General features: G+C 40.4%; 17 protein-coding genes. 11 read left to right on the top strand and 6 right to left on the bottom strand.

The features are described 5' to 3' along the window. Positions 1–110: 110 nt before the first annotated feature. The gene (slmA, locus tag M886_RS07290; protein WP_048050953.1) at positions 111–2,120 is read right to left on the bottom strand and encodes an S-layer protein SlmA; all 2,010 of its coding nucleotides are present in this window, start codon (positions 2,118–2,120) and stop codon (positions 111–113) included. A 1,007-nt stretch (positions 2,121–3,127) separates the two neighbouring features. Here slmA and M886_RS07285 point away from each other — a divergent pair. The 3 genes from M886_RS07285 to M886_RS07275 all read left to right on the top strand — a co-directional run bounded on the left by M886_RS07285 (position 3,128) and on the right by M886_RS07275 (position 7,832). Next, positions 3,128–3,718 carry a hypothetical protein gene (locus tag M886_RS07285; protein ID WP_011033907.1) on the top strand — a complete coding sequence of 197 codons (591 nt, stop codon included), beginning with the start codon at positions 3,128–3,130 and terminating at the stop codon, positions 3,716–3,718. A gap of 505 nt (positions 3,719–4,223) precedes the next feature. After that, the gene (locus tag M886_RS07280; RefSeq protein WP_048038992.1) at positions 4,224–5,867 is read left to right on the top strand and encodes a tRNA uridine(34) 5-carboxymethylaminomethyl modification radical SAM/GNAT enzyme Elp3; all 1,644 of its coding nucleotides are present in this window, start codon (positions 4,224–4,226) and stop codon (positions 5,865–5,867) included. 1,569 nt (positions 5,868–7,436) lie between these two features. Next, complete coding sequence (locus M886_RS07275) at positions 7,437–7,832, top strand: DUF1699 family protein (RefSeq protein WP_011033905.1); 396 nt, start codon at positions 7,437–7,439, stop codon at positions 7,830–7,832. A gap of 89 nt (positions 7,833–7,921) precedes the next feature. Here the strand turns inward: M886_RS07275 and M886_RS07270 are convergent, their stop codons facing one another. Then, the gene (locus tag M886_RS07270; protein WP_048050952.1) at positions 7,922–8,119 is read right to left on the bottom strand and encodes a hypothetical protein; all 198 of its coding nucleotides are present in this window, start codon (positions 8,117–8,119) and stop codon (positions 7,922–7,924) included. A gap of 103 nt (positions 8,120–8,222) precedes the next feature. Between M886_RS07270 and M886_RS07265 the strand changes: the two genes are divergently transcribed. Next, positions 8,223–8,765, top strand: a complete 543-nt coding sequence (locus M886_RS07265; protein ID WP_011033903.1) for a hypothetical protein — start codon at positions 8,223–8,225, stop codon at positions 8,763–8,765. Further along, positions 8,758–10,158, top strand: a complete 1,401-nt coding sequence (locus tag M886_RS07260; RefSeq protein ID WP_048050951.1) for a DHHA1 domain-containing protein — start codon at positions 8,758–8,760, stop codon at positions 10,156–10,158. Before M886_RS07265 ends, M886_RS07260 begins: the two co-directional genes overlap by 8 nt. Before the next feature lie 137 nt (positions 10,159–10,295). On the opposite strand, the gene nrpRII is transcribed toward M886_RS07260, so the two are convergent. The 3 genes from nrpRII to M886_RS07240 all read right to left on the bottom strand — a co-directional run bounded on the left by nrpRII (position 10,296) and on the right by M886_RS07240 (position 12,995). Further along, positions 10,296–11,054: a global nitrogen regulator NrpRII gene (nrpRII, locus tag M886_RS07250; RefSeq protein ID WP_011033901.1), complete on the bottom strand. Its 759-nt coding sequence runs from the start codon at positions 11,052–11,054 to the stop codon at positions 10,296–10,298. Positions 11,055–11,274: 220 nt separating this feature from the next. Continuing rightward, positions 11,275–12,015 carry a glucose-6-phosphate isomerase family protein gene (locus M886_RS07245; RefSeq protein WP_048037309.1) on the bottom strand — a complete coding sequence of 247 codons (741 nt, stop codon included), beginning with the start codon at positions 12,013–12,015 and terminating at the stop codon, positions 11,275–11,277. 230 nt (positions 12,016–12,245) lie between these two features. Beyond that, the gene (locus M886_RS07240) at positions 12,246–12,995 is read right to left on the bottom strand and encodes a ribonuclease H-like domain-containing protein (RefSeq protein WP_048050950.1); all 750 of its coding nucleotides are present in this window, start codon (positions 12,993–12,995) and stop codon (positions 12,246–12,248) included. A 463-nt stretch (positions 12,996–13,458) separates the two neighbouring features. Between M886_RS07240 and mdh the strand changes: the two genes are divergently transcribed. The 6 genes from mdh (at position 13,459) to M886_RS07210 (ending at position 21,282) form a co-directional block, all read left to right on the top strand. Further along, the gene (gene mdh / locus M886_RS07235; RefSeq protein WP_048050949.1) at positions 13,459–14,382 is read left to right on the top strand and encodes a malate dehydrogenase; all 924 of its coding nucleotides are present in this window, start codon (positions 13,459–13,461) and stop codon (positions 14,380–14,382) included. 847 nt (positions 14,383–15,229) lie between these two features. After that, positions 15,230–15,487, top strand: coding sequence for a PRC-barrel domain-containing protein (locus M886_RS07230; protein ID WP_011033897.1), 258 nt, complete (start codon positions 15,230–15,232; stop codon positions 15,485–15,487). 20 nt (positions 15,488–15,507) lie between these two features. After that, the gene (locus M886_RS07225) at positions 15,508–16,239 is read left to right on the top strand and encodes a tRNA(His) guanylyltransferase Thg1 family protein (protein ID WP_048050948.1); all 732 of its coding nucleotides are present in this window, start codon (positions 15,508–15,510) and stop codon (positions 16,237–16,239) included. 38 nt (positions 16,240–16,277) lie between these two features. Next, on the top strand, positions 16,278–17,231 hold the full coding sequence (locus tag M886_RS07220) for a tyrosine--tRNA ligase (RefSeq protein ID WP_048037301.1): 954 nt from the start codon (positions 16,278–16,280) through the stop codon (positions 17,229–17,231). 186 nt (positions 17,232–17,417) lie between these two features. Next, positions 17,418–18,590, top strand: a complete 1,173-nt coding sequence (locus M886_RS07215) for a hypothetical protein (RefSeq protein WP_048037299.1) — start codon at positions 17,418–17,420, stop codon at positions 18,588–18,590. Between the two features lie 499 nt (positions 18,591–19,089). After that, complete coding sequence (locus M886_RS07210) at positions 19,090–21,282, top strand: CARDB domain-containing protein (RefSeq protein WP_235203893.1); 2,193 nt, start codon at positions 19,090–19,092, stop codon at positions 21,280–21,282. 117 nt (positions 21,283–21,399) lie between these two features. On the opposite strand, the gene M886_RS07205 is transcribed toward M886_RS07210, so the two are convergent. Next, complete coding sequence (locus M886_RS07205) at positions 21,400–21,747, bottom strand: DUF5518 domain-containing protein (RefSeq protein WP_048036328.1); 348 nt, start codon at positions 21,745–21,747, stop codon at positions 21,400–21,402. Positions 21,748–21,926 lie beyond the last annotated feature (179 nt).

Genomic DNA, 21,926 nt, shown 5'->3' with positions numbered 1-21,926 from the left:
GATTTAAAAGAACATCAGAACTAAGAAATCTGCAAATAAAAAGTTATCTGCAAGAAGTAACTAAAAAAGAATTTAAAAGAGAGAAGGGTAGAACCCTTCACTCAGAGAATTTAGTTGTTCCTCCTGACGAGGTAGACGACTGCAAGGAGTCCGACAAGGCCAAGGACAACTCCGAATCCGGGAGTGGAGCCATCTGCTTCAGTGGGTTCCTCGGTTGGTTCCTCAGTTGTTGGTTCCTCGGTTGGTTCCTCAGTTGGTCCCTCGGTTGGTTCCTCAGTTGGTTCCTCAACTTCGGTGTCGTTGTCTACAGGCTTGGTCACATTGTCATCATCTTCATCATCATCAACTACTTCTCCGCCGATGGTCTTCTCGACGAATGGGTAGTATCTGAGGTCAGAAGCTGCGGTGTCAGCGACCTTGAAGAACATTCCCTGGCCAAATTCGACTTCGTCATCTCTGGTCAGAGTGAAGGTGTCTTCGTTGGTGATGGTAAGGGTGGCACCGTTGATCTTGACATTGTCAAGGTCACCGAATTCATCGTCAGATTCAATGGTCATTGCGTTTGCGTAGTCAATGAGCCAGATACCTTCGATCTGGGCAATGCTGTCGACTGCACCCTGGAAGACCTGGTTGACGTGTACTCTGAGGACAACGACATCGTCTTCGTCCTGGATGTCATCAAGTTCAACTTCCCAGGTGTTGTCAGAGCCGCTAACGACTGAGATGATTTCGTCATCTACGAATTCTCCGTCCTTGGTGAACTCGAGCCAGACTTTCTCACCGTCAACATCGACCTGCTTGGCTTCGATTGCATAGCCTTCTCCGAGGTCGAGCTGTTCGCCGGTTCTGATGGTGTACTTGTCATCGCTGTCAAGGACGAGCTTGGCAAGTTTGTCAGCTTTGTCAGGGTTGATCGGGATGTATTCTTCTGCGAAGAATCCGACAACAGGGAACTGGTCCCAGCCAACGGAAGGCTTGGAGTACTCGTAGTCAACCATCTGGATGGTTGTCTCGTAAACGAGGCCGCCCTCAGGAATTACATTTCCACCGTTAAGGCCGGTTACTGTAAGGGATTCTGTAGAGACATCGTCGTTGACATCATAGAAGAATCCTGCAAAGTTGGTTGCATCCCAGCTGAAGTCACCCTCAGCGACCTCTCCTCTGATTTCATAGGTACCAGGCTCTGTGATCTGCTTCATGGCATAGAACCTGAGTGCTCTGGTGTCATCGGCGGTCTTGAAGAACAGACCCTCAGCGATTTCTTCTTCATCGTCCCTGGTCAGGGTGAAGGTGTCTTCGTTGGTGATGGTAAGGGTGTCACCGTTGATCTTGACATTGTCAAGGTTTCCGAATTCATCGTCAGACTCGATCTTCATTGCATTTGTGTAGTCAATGAGCCAGAGACCTTCGATCTGGGCAATGCTGTCGACTGCACCCTGGAAGACCTGGTTGACGTGTACTCTGAGGACAACGACATCGTCTTCGTCCTGGATGTCATCAAGTTCAACTTCCCAGGTGTTGTCAGAGCCGCTAACGACTGAGATGATTTCGTCATCTACGAATTCTCCGTCCTTGGTGAACTCGAGCCAGACTTTCTCACCGTCAACATCGACCTGCTTGGCTTCGATTGCATAGCCTTCTCCGAGGTCGAGCTGTTCGCCGGTTCTGATGGTGTACTTGTCATCGCTGTCAAGGACGAGCTTGGCAAGCTTGTCAGCTTTGTCAGGGTTGATCGGGATGTACTTCTCTGCGAAGAAACCAATCAAGCTGTAGTTGCTCCATCCGGCAGCTGGCCTGTAGAATTCGTAGTCAACCTGCTGGATTGTTGTCTCATAGACAATTCCGCCTTCTCCAATTACGTTTCCTTCAGTGCCTGGAACCGCAAGAATGGAAAGGGTTTCGGTTGTTACATTGTCATCAATGTCATAGTAGAATGCTGCAAACTTTGTAGCATCGATTGTAAGGGCATTATTTTCACCATATGTGTCAATAATGTTGTTGATATCAGAGCCGTTGTATACTGGACCGCGGATCTCAATTACGTCTGCTGCACTTGCGGCGGATGCAAATACAGTGAGAAGCATGAGAGCAGCCAGTGATACTGCTGCAAATCTCTTCATTTTATTGTTTCCTCCATATTTGTTAAGATATATCGTATGTAAGAAGAAGTGTCGGGATCGAACACTTAAAGGGTTTCACCATTCTTCACCAAATCAGACTTGTCCATTTCGTCTATTGCCGAAGAGGATTTCATTCCCTCCTTATCCCTCTAAATTGGATTACAAGTGTTCTATAAAATAATTGCATTATTAAATCTTTTGTGGTCTATTTCCGAAGAATTGAAGAGGAAAAGCGCAAAACAACGATACAAATGACGGTAAATGTCGAAAGACCCGGGGTAGAATATTCGTCAGAGGTTAATATATGGGACTAAGTAGAAATGCTTATAATACACTATAGAAAAAGAATAATATGTTTAAAGGGCAGCAACTAAATAATTTGAAACAATACTAATTCTAAAAAAATATTATGTAAAAATGCTCTAACCTGCCTCTTGCAGCCTATCAAAATTTCTTTAAACCACGAAAAAACTCCGAATTTCACATGGGAATCTTCTTTTAATCGTACATATTACCGGAAACCGATATTCCTGCTATTTAAACACTTTTTTACAAGCTATTAAGCATTGTCAAAAAAGCTGTCTTATATCCGCACTACGATTCTTTAAGTTACTTAATGATTGAACAATTAGAGAGTTTGAAGCATCAATTCAAAAAATATAATTTATAAATCGATCTGTAAGAGCCGGAATAGGATCATGAGTAAAGCTGCAGAGAAACATACGAAATAAATATCATATTTTTTGCTCAGACTTTCATTAATTTTATAATAATAAAAGTTGAAGATTGTCTATTCTGCACGCCATATAATACAATGCACAGCATATTAGAAATTGACGATATAATAACAGAAATATAAAATAAGAAAAATATATAAAGGGCGGTGTGCAAATTACCTGAAAAAACCTGAAGATAGTGAGCCCTGATATTCATTAATGGGAGCTATATAAGACTTATTTATATCTGAACAGCTCAACATAGGATAAAAATAACAAGGTGTATCAGTTTTGGAATGTCAAGATATTATTCAGGATGTCCTTTGCAGGATAAAAGCCATGAAAGGCGTGGAAGAAACATACATTTTAAATGAAGAAGATAAGGAAAAAATACTTGAGCTCGAGAAAAAAGCCGAAGGCGCGGTTTTGATGGGCATGGGAATAGGAGATAATCAGGGGATAAAGGAGGTTCTTAAACGCCAGTTAATCATAGCCTTTACGACCAACATGGACTACGTATGGCCTGAAGGACCCAATGTGATTCTAATGCAGTACGGGGAAAAAGTAGGCGAAGATGTTTATGACCCCGAAAAACTCGAGGAGTGTAAAAAGTGCAGGGATATGGTTGTGATGGGGAATTTTGTAATTTACAGAAGTGCAGTACCAAAGCCAAAAGATGCAAAGAAAGAACCTATCACTGTAGTACTCCCTCCACAAAAATGTGAAGATTTAGAGTGTGTAGAAGGGTTAACCGGTATAGTAATGGCATCTCCTTCTACCCCTACGGATGAGTACATCAGGTCTGTAATGGGGCTTAGACCAGCAACAGGGATGGGAACTTTTATCATAGGATTCGACCTCTGCGAAGCGAAATCAGATTAAAGGGAAATTCACCAATAAAGAGGTCTTACAAAAAGGAATTATAATATAGTCAGTTGAGTACAGTTGATCAATTGACTATACAGTACAGTTGATCAATTGACTATATTATAGTGCAGCTAGACATTAATTATATAAATATGACCTGTACTCTGACTATATTATAATAGTGTGACCGAACCTTGATCATATTGTCTGTGCTTTGTATATTACACTGGAACCGGTACTTTATACTATAATTAATGCATTAATACCGGAGCCAGATACAGTTCCGGGAACTGGATAGTGGCTACAAAATAAAAAAGACTGGAATTATCTTTTTTAAGACCCGGTAGCAGGTTTATCAGAATTAAGCAGGCTCACCAGAAGTAGCTTATCAAAGCTTAAAAACAGGAATTTAAAATTTATGAATCCCTCCCTGGAACCTGATTACAAGTTCAGGTTAAGGATTTCAGTTGCAGATGACAATGAAAGAGCCTGGAATACGACCCTAAAGACGGAATTTGAGATGAAAGAAGCTGATTACAACAGGGCCTGCAGGAACATCCTTGAAAAGGTGCTTGCCGGGGAAATAAAAGACGAAGACCAGTTAAACAAAGTGAAAAAAGATGTGAGTAAGCTGTATCATCTTGCCAGCCTGCCTAGAAATGGGGATATTATTATGCAGGGCACACCTGAGGAGCAGGCTCTAATAAAAGAGTTCCTCAGGAGAAAACCCGTAAGGACGATTTCCGGAGTCGCGGTAATTGCTGTAATGACCTCTCCTGCCCCATGCCCTCATGGGGTTTGCCTGCCCTGTCCGGGAGGTCCGAATTCCTCATTTAAATCCCCTCAGAGCTACATGGGAAGGGAACCTGCAGCAATGAGAGCAATTCAGCATGAATTTGACCCTTACTCCCAGGTTCAGTCCAGGCTTTCCCAGCTAAAAGAGATAGGGCATGATGTTGAAAAAGTTGAGCTTATAGTGATGGGAGGCACTTTTTCAGCACGCAGCCTTGACTATCAGGAATGGTTTACCAAACGCTGCCTGGAAGCAATGAACGATTTTACAGGCATGGAATGGAGGGATAAAGCCTGGACGATCGGAAAGTCCTTGCCTTATGTTCCGCTCGAAGAGGTTCAGAAAGCAAACGAAACAGCTGACATCCGAAACGTTGGCATAACCTTTGAGACAAGACCTGATTGGGCAAGAGAAGAACATGTGGACGAATTCCTCAGGCTTGGAGGGACAAAGGTAGAGCTTGGAGTCCAGAGCGTTTATGATTTTGTGTTATCCCGGATGCAGAGAGGGCATGGAGTTGCAGAAATTGTCAGAGCTAACAGGGTATTAAGAGACAGTGCATTTAAAGTAGGCTTTCACATGATGCCTCACCTTCCTGGAGCGGACTCCGAACTTGACCTGAGGGGATTTAAAAAGCTCTTCGATGACCAGCGTTTCAGGCCGGATTACCTGAAAATATATCCTACCCTTGTAACCGAAGGCACCCCCCTGTATAGAATGTGGAAATCCGGAGAATATCAGGCTCTTTCAGACGAAGAAGCTGCAGAACTTGTTGCAGACATAAAGGCTGTCCTGCCTAAATGGGTAAGGCTTCAGCGCATCCAGAGGGATATTCCTGCCCACCAGATCTTTGCAGGCGTGAGGAAAAGTAACCTAAGGCAGCTTGCAGAGGAGAAACTCTGGGAAAAGGGAGGGAAATGTCGCTGCATACGTTGCAGAGAGGTCGGACACAACAGCCTGAAAGGAAGAAGGATAAATGAAAAAGACATCGAGCTTACTGTGGAGTCTTACGAAGCCTGTAACGGTAAAGAACACTTCATCGCTTTTGAAGACCTTTCGGCAGATGTCCTAATAGGTTTTACACGTTTGCGTTTCCCTGCCGAACCTCACAGAGAAGAACTGCAGGGCTCTGCACTTATAAGGGAACTGCATGTTTACGGCTCCATGGTGCCTGTAGGAAAAGGCGCAAAACAAAAAGAATGGCAACACAGGGGTTATGGAAAGGAACTTATTGAACATGCAGAAAAAATGGCATCCGAATTCGGCTACAGCAAGCTTTCTATAATTAGCGGAATAGGCGCAAGGGAATATTATAGGAAACTGGGATACGATCTTGACGGAGTATACATGTCAAAAGCCCTGAAGGATTAAAAAATGGAGATATGAAATAACCGGAGACCGGATTTTCCAGCCCGGCAATTTATTAACCACCTCGGGTTCTGGAATTCATCCGGAGCCCCAGGTTATTGAAGTATTGAAGATTATTAAAACGATCCTCAAAAGGCTTTGACATATAGTCATTTTTAATATTGTATTCATACCACTTATTCGATATTTTCAGAGATGCAGATCAGCATCTTCACTTGAAACATAATTTGAATTCAAGCTCTTAGCTCTCAGCTGTTTTTAAATATCAGCATCATTATCAACTTAGAACTATATTTTTATAACTATATATTAAGCATATTTGTATAACTGTATTTATAACTGTATTTTTATAACTGTGCTTTTGTAATTGTATTTTTATAACTGTATTTTTATAACTGTGCTTTTGTAATTGTATTTTTGTAACCGTATTTTTGTAACTGTACTTTTGTAATTGTGTTCTTGTAACCGTATTCTTATAACTGTATTCTTGTAACCGTATTTCTGGAACTGTATTTCTGCAATGTTTTCGACACAGGCCTAAATGTTTTAGTAAAGGATCTGAAATGCTGTAATTAAAAAAATGAGCAGTATTGCGCACATATTCCTCATAACCCTTTCTTTATATTAACTATGATTATTATATTATTTTAATATCTGGCAAATAAAAGTAATGTAAAAATATAAATAGTACTGTGTAAATAAAGTAAGTCAGGAGAAAAATTAGATTGAATCTAAGCCAAAATATCTACATCAATAAGTTGACTTAGCCTTAATAAAAGAACTTATAATGACAGAAATTCAGTCTGGATACGGATTTAAAAGAGTGGCGGGGATATACAGACTTGAAAATCATAGATACTCAGAGTTTTAAGATAATGACGTTGAGAAAAGGGGACAAAAACATTAATTGATGATTACCAGCCAAAATCCCGATCCAGCGCATTCAAATTAATATATTCTATGAGAAGATTTACAGAAAAATGTTAAATAGTATAGTATAATATCGTATACCCCTTCAATAACAGTACAAACCGATAACGCTCGGTAAGAAAAAGATAAAATTCAATTGATTTTCGGAAAATAATCTTCAGAACTCAGAAAATAAAAATGAGTCACTTGAAGATGAATTTTAATGTATAAAAATTTGAATTTAATAAAAGATACACGATCAAAAAGACAGTTATTAAAAAATATGGCTTTAAGAATAAATTTTTGATAAAAATAAAAGTTTAAAAACATTCATAAAAAAATAAATATTATGAGTCCTTAACATTAAAAAACGTGATATGCAGGTTCAAAATTGCCTGAAAGCAGAATTTTAGAGATAAACAAACTGTAATATTAGGCTTATGAACCTGAATTAATCTGAATTAACACTGATAACCCTGAAAATCGAAATTAACTGAAAAATAAATAAACTCCAGAGGCATTAAAATAAAATTTCGAAAATCAAAATTTCGAGAATCCGAATCAAACTCTGGGAATCCCTGAGTCAAATTTAAAGAAACCCTAAAAAGAACCCTAAGAAACCCTGAACAAACTCTAAAAAACCTGGAAAGAACGGTGATAAAAATGAAAATTAGAGTTGTAAGCTCAAAAGAAGAAATTGACACTTTAAAACTCAATGAGGAAATTGTCCATCTCGCTTTTAGACCATCCAACAAGGACATTTTCAAGCTCATTCTGAAGTGTCCGGAAGTAAAAGCGATCCACATCCCAAGCTCATACAAGAGAACAATTTCCAGTTCTGCACAGATGTATCTTTCCATGCAGAACATTGCACTTCTTGAAGGTGATGTGTGGGGACACAGAAAAGACATTAATGAGTACTCAGAAGTTTCCGAGCATGTATTTGACCGTATAAAGGAATTAAAAGAAGAAGGCCTTTCCGATGAAGACACCATTGAGAAACTTGTAAGGGAAACAAGACTTAGCCCGGACTTTGTGACCTTTATCATATCAAATTAAATTAAACTAGCTAAAGTAGAATTTTAGATTAGCCGGTCAAAATGTTGATCGGCACTGATTTTTCTATAAAATTTCCTGTCTTAACTTTTTTAGATCTGGATTTTTATCCTGAACTTCATCCCGACTTTTATTCTAAACTTCATCCCGACTTTTATCCTGAACTTCATCCCGACTTTTATTCTAAACTTCGCCCCGATTTTGATCCTGAACTTCATAACTGTTATATCTATTGAGAAATATTTATTAAAAAGATAGTCCGGAAGCTGGTAAATTTCGATTTTCAGCACATCAAATATTAAAAGAAAAGTTATCCTGTAAAACAACCCGTATAAACTTTTATTATTAAGGTACAGATCTAGCAAATAAGATTAAAGCAGGAGAATGGATTTTGTGACCGAATTCGAACGTGTGCTTGTAAACTCATTTAACGCATACATTGAGGAAAAAGGCATAAGAGCCATCTCTTACAGGCTTAAACAGCACAGGTTTACATCTCAGTTCCTTGACGTACTTGTAGATTCCCTTGACCCTGACCTTTATATGGGTATAGAATGCAAAAGTATCTCAGTAGATAAAGGAGCAACTGCGCTTTACTTTTCCCAGCACTTTACAGTGGACAAAAAAGGCATTCATCAGATAGACAGAATTTCAGACTACCTTAACAGGTCTGGAAGAAGGGGCTTTCTGGCAGTGGAACTCCGCCTCGGAGCGGGACATGGAAGGGAAGCGTATATGGTCCCCTGGGAAGACCTGGAGAAGAGCTACAATTCGGAAAGTCCCAAGCTCACACTTCAGGAAATCCGAAACTTTCCGGAAATAAGAAGGGATGGAAAAGATTACATAATAAACCCGAAAGAATGGGGGAGAAAGAGCCGCTGGGAGAAAGATATTAAACCGAAGCCAGCAGAGAATTCCGGAGAAACCGATGACTGAAATCATAGAAATATTCAGAAAAGAAGCAGGTAGATGTGCCGAAAAAATCAAAAAACATAGATCTGTACATGTAGTATCCCATATAGATGCAGACGGACTGACTTCTGCGGGGATTATCTGTACAGCTCTTGAAAGGGGAAATTTTGATTATACAACCCGTTTTGTAAAGCAGCTCGATGAAAAAGCCCTCAATACCATTGCAGATGAGAACCATGAACTTGTGGTTTTTACAGACCTTGGAAGCGGAATGTGCGAGCATATAAAGTCCCGCGGGATCAATGCCGTAATCTCAGACCATCACCAGCCGCAGGGGACCCTTGAATTTCACTTAAACCCTCACCTTTTTGGGGCAAACGGCTCTTACGAACTTAGCGGTTCGGGAAGCACCTACCTTCTTGCTTCAGCCCTGGGAAAAAACAGGGATCTTTCCTCACTTGCCATAGTCGGCGCTATAGGAGATATGCAGCACCTGAAAATGGGGCAGCTTGTAGGGATTAACAGGATAATTCTGGAAGAAGGAGTAAAAGGAGGGGATCTTGAGTTCAAAAAAGATTTGACCCTGTTCGGGAAGCAAACCCGCCCTATTTACAAGCTTTTGCAGTATTCATCCGATCCATATCTTCCCGGACTTACCGGAGATGAAGAAGCCTGCATTAATTTCCTTCATTCCCTTAATATCCGTTTCAGCCAGGATGAACGCTGGAGGCGCTGGATTGACCTGGAGATTACGGAAAAACAGAAAATAATTTCGGGACTTTTCCAGTACTGCCTGAAATCAGGGATACCTTCGTACAAAATTGAGCGACTGATAGGCGAGGTCTATGTCCTTCTTAAAGAACGTGAAGGAACGGAAATGAGAGACGCCTCCGAATTTTCTACACTTCTCAATGCTACTGCGAGATACGACCATGCAGAAATAGGACTTGCAGTCTGTATGGGAGACAGGGAAACTGCTTACGAAGACGCCAGAAAGCTACTAGCAGAACACAGGCAAAACCTTGTCAACGGGCTTATGTACGTAAAAGAGAATGGAGTCACCCAGCTGGAAAACATCCAGTATTTTGATGCAGGTTCTCATATTAAGGAAACCATTGTGGGAATAATCGCAGGCATGAGTTCCACAATAGTCGAAAATAGAAACCTTCCGATTATTGCTTTCGCAAAGGCAGAGGGAGGGATTAAGGTATCAGCAAGGGGCACGCAGGACCTTATTCGCAGAGGGGTAAACCTGTCTGAAGCAATGTCAACCGTTTCGGCAGAAGTCGGAGGTGCAGGCGGCGGGCATGATATTGCCGCAGGAGCAACCATTCCTGAGAATGCAAAAGAAGAGTTTGCCAGGAAACTTGACTTTTTCATAGGGGAACAACTTCGAAGAAAAGCAAATACAGGATAAGAAGGGGCAGCCCTCCGGAAACTATCCGGAAAGCCTGGTTTCCGCAGAAAAGAAGTTCAAGGTCAATGAAGCAAAGACTTTCTGAAACAGGAATTTGCGGAACAGGAATTATATTCAGGTTCAAGCAGACGCGAGTTTCAGACCAGATCCTCAATCCGGCTCATTTCCTTAAAAGAAATTAACCTCGACATGGCACTTGTATCTATAGGAATCCCATACTCCTGCACAACAGCCATAGGATTGGTCCCACCAATAACGACTATCCCCAGATGGTCCCTCTCAATAGGGACATCAAGCACTCTTGTATTGGGCTCTCCCACTTCCAGAATTCCGCTGAAACCCGCATCCAGAAGATCAGACAGGTTGCTTTCAATCTCATCCCTTGCAACCATGGGAGCCTCCCTGAGGTTTGCAAGAACCTTGCCGGAACCTGTTCTGAGCATTTCAGATACTGAGGTGATTCCCTGAGACATCAGGATTTCTAGGGGGTCAACAGTTGTACTTACATACGTGAGCACATCAGTGAAGCGTACAGGAATTCCGTTTCGGATCTGAACAACCCCTCCAAGCTTGGGGTTTACGGGGATCCCCGCTTTTAGCAGCACGCCGTCAATAGTTATGCTGCATACTGTTCCGATTCCTACCTTTCCTTTCTCAATGGTCATGTCTCCTATGGACTCCCCTTCCGAAATAACTTTCACATAGGGAGTAACGGAAAGCCCGCTTGAGATTACCATCTTAAAGATGCCGAGAACATCGTCCAGGTCTTTTTTATCAATAAGGGAAAGATTAAGAATAATATCTCCATCCATTTTCTTAGGATCAAATGTGGTCCTGTACATGAGATCTCTGATTCTGGATGATGTAAACTGAATACGGTATCCATTTTTTTGCATTTCAACCCTCCAGTAATTGAAGGTATTTATACCTATTATAAGTTATGTATTATCGGGTATTATCGAAAGAAAAGCACCCTTTCGATCTGTATTGGACTTCTGTTTGTAAACCTCTGCCTTCAAGAATTATAAAAAGGTAAAACTGAAGCTTCTAAAAGTAGCTTTTGGGATGAATACCGGATACAAAGTCCTTATCCATTATAAAATTCAGGAACCTCTTTCAGAGCACTCCTGCCAGAAATCCCATAAACTCCTGAGGAGCTGTCAGGAACCTTAGCCTGTCAGCATCGTGTATAAGTTCATACATGCTTTCTCCGGAATCAAGCCCGAATTCTTCAGAGCTTAGAGGTGCAGTATAACGTATGGGCGGGATATTTCTATAAAGGGGGTTTTTGGCAAAACCGTCTTTAAGAAGGAAATAGGCGGCTCCGGAAAGCCTCTTTATAGGCTCATAGAACGAAGAGAAGTCCCCGCAAACCCAGTTTGCCATCTCAAGAGTATTTTCAGAGGAATTTATTGTTACGTGCCCGTATCCTGGTGGAACAAGAACCAGATCCCCTTTTTCAGCCTTGATAACCGCAACATCCAGAACAATTTCTTCTTCTCCGGGCTCCACCTTTTGCAGCAGGTAGGTAGCTGAGCCTTCAAGCACCTGGTAAATCTCAGGATAGGAGACGTCTGTTCCCGGAACTTGAGGGTGGTAGTGGCCAACGGTTTTAATATACTCCGACCCGAGCATTCCGGGAGGGATTCTTGTAATGTCATACCTGAGGTGGCGGGATTTGATAATCTCAAGATCAGAATCACTTCTGGCAAGATCCCTGAACATATAATACATATCTCTGTTCATTTCATCGGTCTTTTCAAACCATTCTCTATCAAATACCACATCTTCCATATCATGGAGTTTTCTTACATCTGCCACAGTGACTTTATCCCCGAACTTCAGTGTTACTGCCATTGAATTCCCCTTTGTTTTAAAGTATATAATAACCTTCAATACTATAGAGAGCCTGTTCAACTACATATACAATCCTGTTACGAAAACTAACAGGAATCAGTAAGGTAAAAATCCAGAACAGTAATATAAGCGCAGTTGTCAATCATAAATTCAGTTATTAACCGACAATATATTCCTGTTACTGACATTTCTACTTTTTGGCGAAACCCTCGAAAGAAAAAATATACTTTTCATATCTTCAGAGCATTTTCAACCATTTTAGGGTAAGTAAGTTCAATAATAGTTTTCAGGTTTACTATGTCCTCTCTGTTATATTTAACAAGCAGGTCGAGGGCTTCAAGATCTCCTTTTTCGTACTTTTTCCAGAGCCTAACGGCGTCAAATCCGTCCATGCCATCCGTATCCTCGCTTCTGCAGATCCCGAGAAGCTTTTCAATTTTTTTTAAGCCCCCTCCATACCCTATACGCCTGAGAGGATACATAAGATCTATATGGAGCTGTTTGAACTCTATTTCGGGAAATTCGGATTTTATGAAAGGGATATCAAAACGGGCTCCGTTAAAAGACACAAGAAGCCTGTATCTGGAGAATTCCTCTACAAGATCCTCAAGGTTCGTTCCTCTTACATACGTTTTGACTTCATTTCCATTATAGATTCCAACAACGGTTATTTTATCCCTGCAGGGCGAAAGACCTGTGGTTTCGATATCAAAAAAAGCAACAGAGTCAGAAAATAGAGAGTACGTCCTCCAGTGCTCTGCAGAAGGGAGGCGCTGTGAGAAAAAGAAGCAGTCCTTTGCAGCGAGATGGCTGGAAGATACCTTTATTCCTTCACAGATTCTGGCTTTCTTGACAGAAGGAATTAAAACCCTGTCTTCCATTTCAAGGAACTCGTCCCATGTATGTATGCCTGAAGCCCAGATTTTCTGCTCAAGCGCTTTTCCTACACCAGGAATGTGAATATATGTGTTCTTCAGCATTTTTCCCCTGAACCATTGGTAGTGATATTTAATAAAAATACTGCATGAGGGCTGAAAGTGTTACAGGACACAAATAACAGCTTTTAGCGACAGAAAATCCCGGGTTAAAAGTCCGAAACAGGGAAATCACAGGCAGAAATCTGCTAATCCTGACCGGTTTATCATGTGTTTCAGTTATCAGGTTTGCTCTGTAGAACCGGCAAGTACCACACCAACAAGGTTAATATACTTAGTTAGTAATAATAGAAAGTACACTTTAATTCTGCGGGGGACAGAATATAGAGTGAGAGCCTATGAAGTTCAACCTGATAATATGGGTAAAAGGGACGTTAAGGACTTCTAGAAAGCCAAAAAAATAAATATCAAGATATAGTTACCTCCAGACTGATTGAGTAAAACCTATTTTTAGAGGCAGGAATCTGAAAAAATCCTGCAAATAAATATTGATACAGGTGTACAGGTAATGGTTAAAATTTCCGTAATTGGTGCAGGAAATGTAGGTTCGACAACAGTCCAGCGGCTGGCAGAACTGGAGCCTGGCGAAATTGTCATGACAGATATTGTGGAAGGGATGCCGCAGGGAAAAGCTCTTGACCTTATGCAGGCCGGGGCAATTAACGGTTATGACACCAGGATAACAGGTACTAACGATTATGCAGATATCGCAAATTCCGACCTGGTAATTATTACGGCAGGAATCGCCAGAAAGCCCGGAATGAGCAGGGAAGACCTGATTAAAACGAATTCAAAAATAATAGGGGATGTAGCAGGAAACATTGCGAAATACGCTCCGAACTCTATTGTTATAAACGTCACAAATCCACTTGATATCATAACATACGTAGCTATGAAGGCAACCGGCTTTGATCCAGAAAAAGTCTTCGGGATGAGTGGAGTTCTTGATGCAGGACGTTTTGCAAGCTTTATAGCAGAGGAACTTAAGTGTTCAAAAAGGGATGTTGAGGCAATGGTTATAGGAGGGCATGGAGACCTTATGGTTCCGCTCCCGCAGTACACCACAGTATCGGGAATCCCGCTTCCGGAACTGCTTCCGGAAAAAACAATTGACAGGCTTGTGGAAAGGACAGTAAATGGAGGAGCAGAAATAGTAGAGCTTCTCAAACAGGGAAGTGCTTTTTATGCTCCCTCAGCAGCTATCGTACGCATGGCAGAAGCTGTAATTAAGGACTCCAGGCGGGTACTTCCGGCGTCTGCATATCTTGAAGGACATTACGGGCAGAAAGGAATTTACTTTGGGGTGCCAGTAAAACTGGGAGCAAATGGCATAGAAGAAATTCTTGAACTCAAACTTGAAGACAGCCAGTGCGAGAGACTCAAAAAATCCTCAGAGACTATCCGGAAAGGGATTTCAAAGCTGGAAATCTAAAGAGCAAAAATTAAACAGATAAAAATTTGGAGATAAATATTAAAAAGACAGGTTTCTGTTAAGAGAATAGAATATTTTTCCGGATGGAAAGAATAAATCTCAGAAACCTGATCAATTTCCTGTTTTGTTATGATGTAACCCGCTTACGAAAAAGTAAAATTAAAGCATTTCTTTAATCAAAGTTATTTTAATAAAATTAATTTTAATCAAATTTATTTCAGTATGAGATATTTAATCAAGTATCTTTTAGTCAGATATCTTTTAATCAAATATCTTTCAATCGGAGATCTTTTGATCAAGTGTCTTTTAATTAAATATCTCTTAATCAAATATCTTTTAATCAAATATCTCTTAATCAAATATCTCTTAATCAAATATCTCTTAATCAAATATCTTTTAATCAAATATCTCTTAATCAAATATCTCTTAATCAAATATCTCTTAATCAAATATCTTTTAATCAAAATACATAAAAAAGCAGGTTAATAAACTGAATTCCTGTTACTGAGTAAATATCCAGTGCCCATGAGAACTTTAGAAAAGAATTTAATTAATAAAAACGTTTTCATACTGGATAAAAACATCTTACCCCTATTATTTAAATACAGAGTGTTTATCACATGAAGTTGATTGAAAGGTTTTTCCCGGAAAAAGAAATAAACGATTAACTGGTTGTAAACATCAAGGTTAAATAAAATAAAAATCTGGAAAACATATTTTTAATAGATGGGAGAGCCTTGTAAAACTGTAAGATATATAAGTATGTTTTTCATATAAGGTAGAGAAAGAAATTTAAATAAATTTAGAATGCATAGATAACTTAAATTAATAATAGAGCAGGGATATAATGCGCGCAGAACTCACATCACTCTTTGGCCTAAACATATACACAAATAATGGTGTTTATGTAGGGAAGTTGCAGGACCTCGTAATTGATGTAGAGGAACAGAAAGTAACAGGGCTTGCTGTTTCTGACATCAACAGGGAGCTTTTTGATATTAGCAGCAGAGGTATCATTATTCCCTACCGGTGGGTTATAACCGCAGCGGATATTATTATAGTTAGAGACGTTATCCAGAGATACAAAAAGAGAAAAGAAGACTGAATCGTCTTTAGAAAAGGTATATGAAAAACCGGGAAATCTATGCTGAAATGCGCTGTATCCCGCCAGTGGTCTTGCGCGCTGACGGCAGGAATTTCAAAAATACACTTTCAGGCCTGGGCTTTGAAAAACCATATGATACAACCTTCGCCAGAGCAATGGCGGACATTGCTGAACTTTTCATTAAAAAAAGCGGTTTAAGCCCTTATTTTGCCTATACTTTTTCAGATGAAATCAGTTTTCTGTTTACAGACCTTCCTTTTGATGGCAGGGTTGAGAAAATAGACTCTGTTGTGGCAAGTTTTCTTGGCAGCGCTCTAACAATAAAACTGCGGCTTGAAGCACCCATAGCTTTTGATTCCAGGCTGGTAGCTCTTCAAAAAGAGGAAATTTCTGAATACTTTCACTGGAGGCAACTGGAAGCCTGGAGAAACTTCGTAGCGTCCTGGGGATATTATTCCCTCAGAAACGAAGGCATGGGAAAGGATGAAGCCGGAAAATTCCTGAAAGGAAAAAAAGAATGGGAAATCCATGAGATGCTTTTTGAGAGAGGAATAAATCTTGCAGCACTTCCTGCATGGCAGAGGAGAGGGATTATAATCTCTAAAGAAGAATGTGAAATTTCAGGCTTTAATCCTGTTTATGGTAAAGAAGTAAAATCTATGCGAAGAAGAATAACCCAGAATTGGGAAATTCCAAAATTCAAATCCGAAGAAGGAATTACCTTTTTAGAGAAACTTATTAATAGAAACTAAGTTTTTCAGAGTAAGAAAAGAAAAGGAATGTAGATGCAATGGACAAACTTGAGCTTATAAAAAGGAATGTTCAGGAAATTGTAACAGAAGAAGAACTTGAAGGACTGCTAAATAAAAAAGAAGCTCCGCGCGCTTATGTAGGATACGAGCCAAGCGGAAAAATCCACATGGGGCATGTCCTTACCGTAAACAAGTTAATAGATTTGCAAAAAGCAGGGTTCAAGATCACTGTCCTGCTTGCAGATGTACACGCTTATCTGAACAGAAAAGGCACTCTGGAAGAGGTCAGGAAGATTGCAGACTACAACAGGCGCTGCTTTATTGCTCTCGGGCTTGATGAAGAACAGACTGATTTCGTTTACGGGTCGGATTTCCAGCTCGGAGCAGAATACATGTTAAATGTGCTCAAACTCTCAAGGGCAGTCACCCTTAACAGGGCAAAGAGGAGCATGGACGAAGTGGGGCGTGCAATGGACGACCCTACGGTTTCCCAGATGGTTTACCCTCTCATGCAGGCTATTGATATTGCTCTCCTTGAAGTGGATGTGGCAGTGGGCGGGATTGACCAGAGGAAAATCCACATGCTTGCCCGTGAAAACCTTAAAAGCCTCGGATTTGAGACTCCGATCTGTATTCACACACCTATCCTTCTCGGGCTTGACGGGACCAAAATGGCTTCCTCAAAGGACAATTTTATTTCGGTAGACGATACTGAAGAAGAGATTTACAGGAAGTTTAAGAAAGCTTTCTGCAAGATGGGAGATGTGGAAGAGAACCCGATTCTTGCCCTTTTCCGTTACCATATCTTCCCGAGATATGAGACTATAGTTATTGAAAGGCCGGAGAAATTCGGTGGCAACCTTGTATACAACAGTTATTCAGAGATGGAAAGTGGCTTTGCAGAAGAAAAAGTCCACCCAATGGACCTTAAAAATTCGGCTGCAAAATACATAAACGAAATTCTGGACCCTGTCCGAAAAGTTCTTCTTTAAATTCAGGATTTAAATTCAGGAAGGGAAAAGTCCCTTCCAAAAACTTTAGGAAATTCGGGGGAAAAGAATTTTTCAGGGGAAAGGGGTGCATTACTTAAGAATGCCTGAAGATCATGGATAAAATGTTATATAGCTATAAGGCATAGAATATTTGGAGAGTTAGTTCAGAATTCCAGGGTGCTTTTTATGAAATATATTTACCAGGACTCTACGGAACTGCCTGTCCAGAGGGATTTTATTGAGGATCTGAAGGTATTCATAGATATAACTGCTAGAGTAATTCCTCTGGAGAATTCTATCATAGAACTAAAATGCAAACACAAAGAAGAACTCCATAAATTAGAAAGTAGAATTATGGGAATGAATCTTTTTGAGGAAAAACTCGGCATACTGGTCAATAAACTTGCAAATGACATAGGTACTGAAGATTTAACGTCCTGTATTGATGCAGTCCTGGCTACCTGTAGCGAAAATCTCGGGAGAAAGCGTGAGATTCTCGACATTGAAGCCAGAAAAATTGAAAATGGAGCCTCTCAGGAATATCAAAAGACTGAGAGTAAAGTCCTTGAGGTGCTCACGCCATTTCTAATCTCGGGGATATATGGAGCAGAAAAGAGGTTCGAGCTTTCCAGCAGTACAAACGAAGTGTCAGGTATAATGGAAGGTTCGATTTCAGGCCTTCAGTACTACTATAAACTCTGGTTTACGGAAGAGCCCCTGACGGTAAACAGGCTTATCGGCAACTTTAACCTGCCTGGCTGGACAAAAACGGGAATTCTACGAAAAGAAGAAAAAATAAAGATGCAGGACCTTTCCGAGTTTTTAGTAACTTCCCTTGAGTACGATAGCGAAAAAAATATTCGCCTTGTTTTTGAAAACAAAAAATCAAACCGGAAGTTCAGAATAGAAGGCGGAGGGCTCAATTACTTCGTTTATGACGATAACAGGGAAATTACTGCAGATAAAGAGCTTGGAGATCATATTGATATGATGTCTCTTGCACAGATTCCCGAAAAGGTTCAGGATTATCTGAGGGCGAATATCCGAAATTACGCTCTTTCAAAAGTTCTGCTTGATGAAGAGGATGCAATATCCACAAACCAGGTTTTCGATTGCCTCAAAGTGGTTGCAGAACAGTACGGAGTGATCGTTCATGAGTGTCTTGCAAAAGGGCATAATAAGGAAGAGATCACCATCAAAACAGAAGAAGCCGATGGAACAAGAACTGAGAAATACATCTCAAAATCGGAGATATATACACAGCTTTCCGAGATCGGCAGTGAAGGTATTGAGATTGCAGAAATACTCGGTGTGAACAGTAGATCTCAGATAAAGGAAAGCAAATACCTGATTGTCTAATTTTTTTAATTTTATACTACAATATTTTTTAAATTATACTTTTTATATTTATGTGATGTATTTCTTTACCATATTTCTTTACAAATCATTTTTTAATCTCTTTTTCTTTTTTTGCCTGTAAAATACGTCAAGGTAGAACAGGTATCATTGCGAGGTACAGGAGGCTTAATGAAAAGTCTCCACTTGTCAGAAGAAAACATTTGTAATAATATATTCTCGATAATCAAAATGCGCGGAAAAAGAATTGAGAGTGTAGAGCCTTAAATAGAAGGCGGGAGAAGTAATGTATCGTACAAAGTAATCTTGTAGCAGGCTACAGATCTTCTGGAAATGGAACCTGGAAAATTTACTCGAGATAAAAATCAGGAACTTAATTTCAATGAACTATATGGCTACTGTTAATAAGCTGCTGGTATACCGGACATTCCGATTAATAGACGTGTGGGGGCGGAGGCTGATGAAAATGAAAATAAATTTTTTTCATTCTTTGGTCTATGTATTGATAATAACGATTATAATTCCTGGAATTGTGTCCGTTGCAATTGCTGCAGATGAGGATATACCTTTTGAGGATGACGGAAATTCAACGGTCTTACTGCCTGACCTGGTAATTGAGGATATTTACCTGAGCACAAACTCTCCTGGTGCCGGGGAACAGATAACTGTTACAGCTACCGTCACAAATCAGGGGAATACAGCATCGGGATCAACAAACCTGATATATTATAGCAACGGAAATGGGATCGGAGAAAGCCCAGTTCCTGAAATGGAAGCCGGAAAAAGTGAAGAAATATCGTTCTCATGGACCCCTGAAACCGAAAGTACAGCTGAGATAAGTGCGAAAGTAGACGAAGAAAATCTGGTGGAAGAAGGAAATGAGGATAATAACGTCAAAACTGCAGGCTTCATCACTTTCAAAAAGGAAAACCTCCCGGACCTGATAATAAATTCGATTAACCACCCTCAATATCCCTCTCCAGGAAAGCCCAAGACCATAGGAATAAGTGTGATAAACAATGGGGCTGCCAGTTCGGGAGAGACAAAACTTATGCTCTACATTGACGGAAGACCTGCTAGAGAATGGGACATACCCGGACTGTCAGGAGGGGAGAGTGATTATAAATCTTATACCTGGATTCCGATATTAGAAGGATCTGCAGAAATAAAAGCCGTGGTTGACGAAAATAACCAGGTAACCGAGAGCGATGAAGAAAATAATGAAAAAACAGCCACCATAACAGTAGCAATAGATTTTCTTCCGGACCTGATAATTGAAGATATTGTTCCTGAGACTGAGGGAGAACTGGGAAAGCCGCTTAACCTTATTCTTAAAGTAAAAAACCAGGGAACTTTTGCCTCTGAAGAAGCTGTAGCAGAATACTACATTAACGGAATTGCCCCAGATCAGGAGGGTATAAATATTCCAGCCTTACCGGCAGGGACAGGGGCAGATGTCTCCTTCTCTCTGATTCCGGACAGAGAAGGGCAGATGGAAGTAAAAGCGTTTATCGATTCCGGGAAATCTGTTTACGAAAGTAATGAAGACAATAACCAGTTTTCAAAAATCGTGAACGTAAAAACAAAACTCCCTGACCTGATAATTGAATCAGTCTCATTGACTCCGGAAGCTCCCAGAATAGGAGATAGCGTTACTTTCACGGTATCGGTAAAGAACAGAGGGCTCAGCGATTCTGGAAGCAGCGAACTTAGATATCAGATAAACGGAGCCAATAAAACCTACAGCAGCACGTTATCAGTACCTCCGGTTGTCACAGGAGAAACCGTAAAAAGCACCTTTTCCTGGGTACCTGAAGAAGATGGGAATTTGAATATGGAACTTGTAGCTGACTCCGGAAGTGCTATACGTGAAGATGACGAGACAAACAATAAATTAACCAGGAATATCGCTGTCTCCAAACAGGCTACCTACACAAATGGAGGGAGCTCAGGTTCCAGTTCAGGAAGTGGCAGCAGTAGCAAAAGCAACAGCATGGGTAGCGGTGTTTCTAAAGAGCCTGCAAGAAATGTAGAAGTTAAAGAGCTGGATACAAGAAACATCATGAGCGGCTACCATGTAAAATATGATTTTGCGAAAAATGCAACCTGTGTCACATATGTTGAATTTGAACCCAGGAAGACGTTTAAGAAAACAACAGCAACTGTAGAAGTCCTCAAAGAGAAATCCATTTTTGTCCAGAAGCAGCCGCCTGGAAGAATATATAAGCAGCTTAACATCTGGTTGGGAAATAAAGGGGCAGGTCGTGAGGACTCTCTCAAAAATGCCTATACAGGGTTCAAAGTGGAAAAGGACTGGATAAAAAATAACAGTGTTGAAGAATCCAATATAGCCCTCCTATGGTACGACAGTAAATGGAAGCCTCTGAAAACTGAAAAAACAGGTGAAGATGATGACTACGTTTATTTCAGGGCAGAAACCATTGCTTACTCCTGCTTTGCAATAGGCGAATATAAAGGAGAAGAGGGAACTGTGAAGGAGACCACCGACGACGAAGAAATACAGGAAACCCTGAGAAACTGGGAAGGCGGCGGGAAGGCGATCCTGAACAGCAGTGCAGAAAGAGAAGACGATATTCAGAAGAAGCCGATGGGTGTAGCAAAGATACTTCTTGCGATCTCTCTGCCTCTGTTTATGATTCTTGTGGAATATTTCGTTCTGAAGAAAAAGATCTAAAAAGGCTTAAAAGAACGAAAAAAGATTTTTTTCTTCACCTTTATTTTTCATTTTTACACCGAAGCCTGAGTATTTAAATGCAGGTGTTTAAATTCTGACGGCAAACTATTTCGAAACTTATCTTCCAGCTACAAGAGCTCCTGCTACAGAACCGATAATGCCTGTTATTGCAGTATGAATTATGACAACCAGTGCAACTATTAAAGTAGAGGCTGCTATAAATCCCCCCAGAACTGGAGAATTGCGCAGTACAGTCCCAAGAACCCCGCCAAGCAGGAAGACAGGGATTATCATGAAAACAGTCATCAATACTCCTGACTTAAGCCCTCCTTCAAACCCGCCGTCTGCATAATAACCAGCCAGAAAGCCTCCAAGAAGAGGAGCTACGGAATTTACCACCGGAATAAAATAAAAAACAAAAGTAAGAACCATACCTATTAATGCACCGCTGATAGTTCTGCCCATTACTGTACCCCCACGTTAAAACAGATTGAATAACTGGAAATTAAATAAACTTTAATTATGTAAACTGTAATTATACTGGAAATTAAATAAACTTTAATTATATAAACTGTAATTATACTGGAAATTAAATAAACTTTAATTATATAAACTGTAATTATAATTGATTAGATATATAGTTG

The sequence above is a fragment of the Methanosarcina soligelidi genome, from assembly GCF_000744315.1.
Lineage (GTDB): Archaea > Halobacteriota > Methanosarcinia > Methanosarcinales > Methanosarcinaceae > Methanosarcina > Methanosarcina mazei.
Note: the sequence above shows the minus strand (reverse complement) of the source record. Positions and strands in the feature narration are given on the sequence as shown.

Bases quoted from the DNA above. Each gene is read 5' to 3' on its own strand.
- M886_RS07275 (WP_011033905.1), top strand. From the start codon at position 7,437: ATGAAAATTAGAGTTGTAAGCTCAAAAGAAGAAATTGACACTTTAAAA.
- M886_RS07280 (WP_048038992.1), top strand. From the start codon at position 4,224: ATGAAAGAAGCTGATTACAACAGGGCCTGCAGGAACATCCTTGAAAAG.
- nrpRII (WP_011033901.1), bottom strand. From the start codon at position 11,054: ATGCAAAAAAATGGATACCGTATTCAGTTTACATCATCCAGAATCAGA.
- M886_RS07260 (WP_048050951.1), top strand. From the start codon at position 8,758: ATGACTGAAATCATAGAAATATTCAGAAAAGAAGCAGGTAGATGTGCC.
- mdh (WP_048050949.1), top strand. From the start codon at position 13,459: ATGGTTAAAATTTCCGTAATTGGTGCAGGAAATGTAGGTTCGACAACA.
- M886_RS07225 (WP_048050948.1), top strand. From the start codon at position 15,508: ATGAAAAACCGGGAAATCTATGCTGAAATGCGCTGTATCCCGCCAGTG.
- M886_RS07205 (WP_048036328.1), bottom strand. From the start codon at position 21,747: ATGGGCAGAACTATCAGCGGTGCATTAATAGGTATGGTTCTTACTTTT.
- M886_RS07245 (WP_048037309.1), bottom strand. From the start codon at position 12,015: ATGGCAGTAACACTGAAGTTCGGGGATAAAGTCACTGTGGCAGATGTA.
- M886_RS07240 (WP_048050950.1), bottom strand. From the start codon at position 12,995: ATGCTGAAGAACACATATATTCACATTCCTGGTGTAGGAAAAGCGCTT.
- slmA (WP_048050953.1), bottom strand. From the start codon at position 2,120: ATGAAGAGATTTGCAGCAGTATCACTGGCTGCTCTCATGCTTCTCACT.
- M886_RS07215 (WP_048037299.1), top strand. From the start codon at position 17,418: ATGAAATATATTTACCAGGACTCTACGGAACTGCCTGTCCAGAGGGAT.
- M886_RS07220 (WP_048037301.1), top strand. From the start codon at position 16,278: ATGGACAAACTTGAGCTTATAAAAAGGAATGTTCAGGAAATTGTAACA.
- M886_RS07230 (WP_011033897.1), top strand. From the start codon at position 15,230: ATGCGCGCAGAACTCACATCACTCTTTGGCCTAAACATATACACAAAT.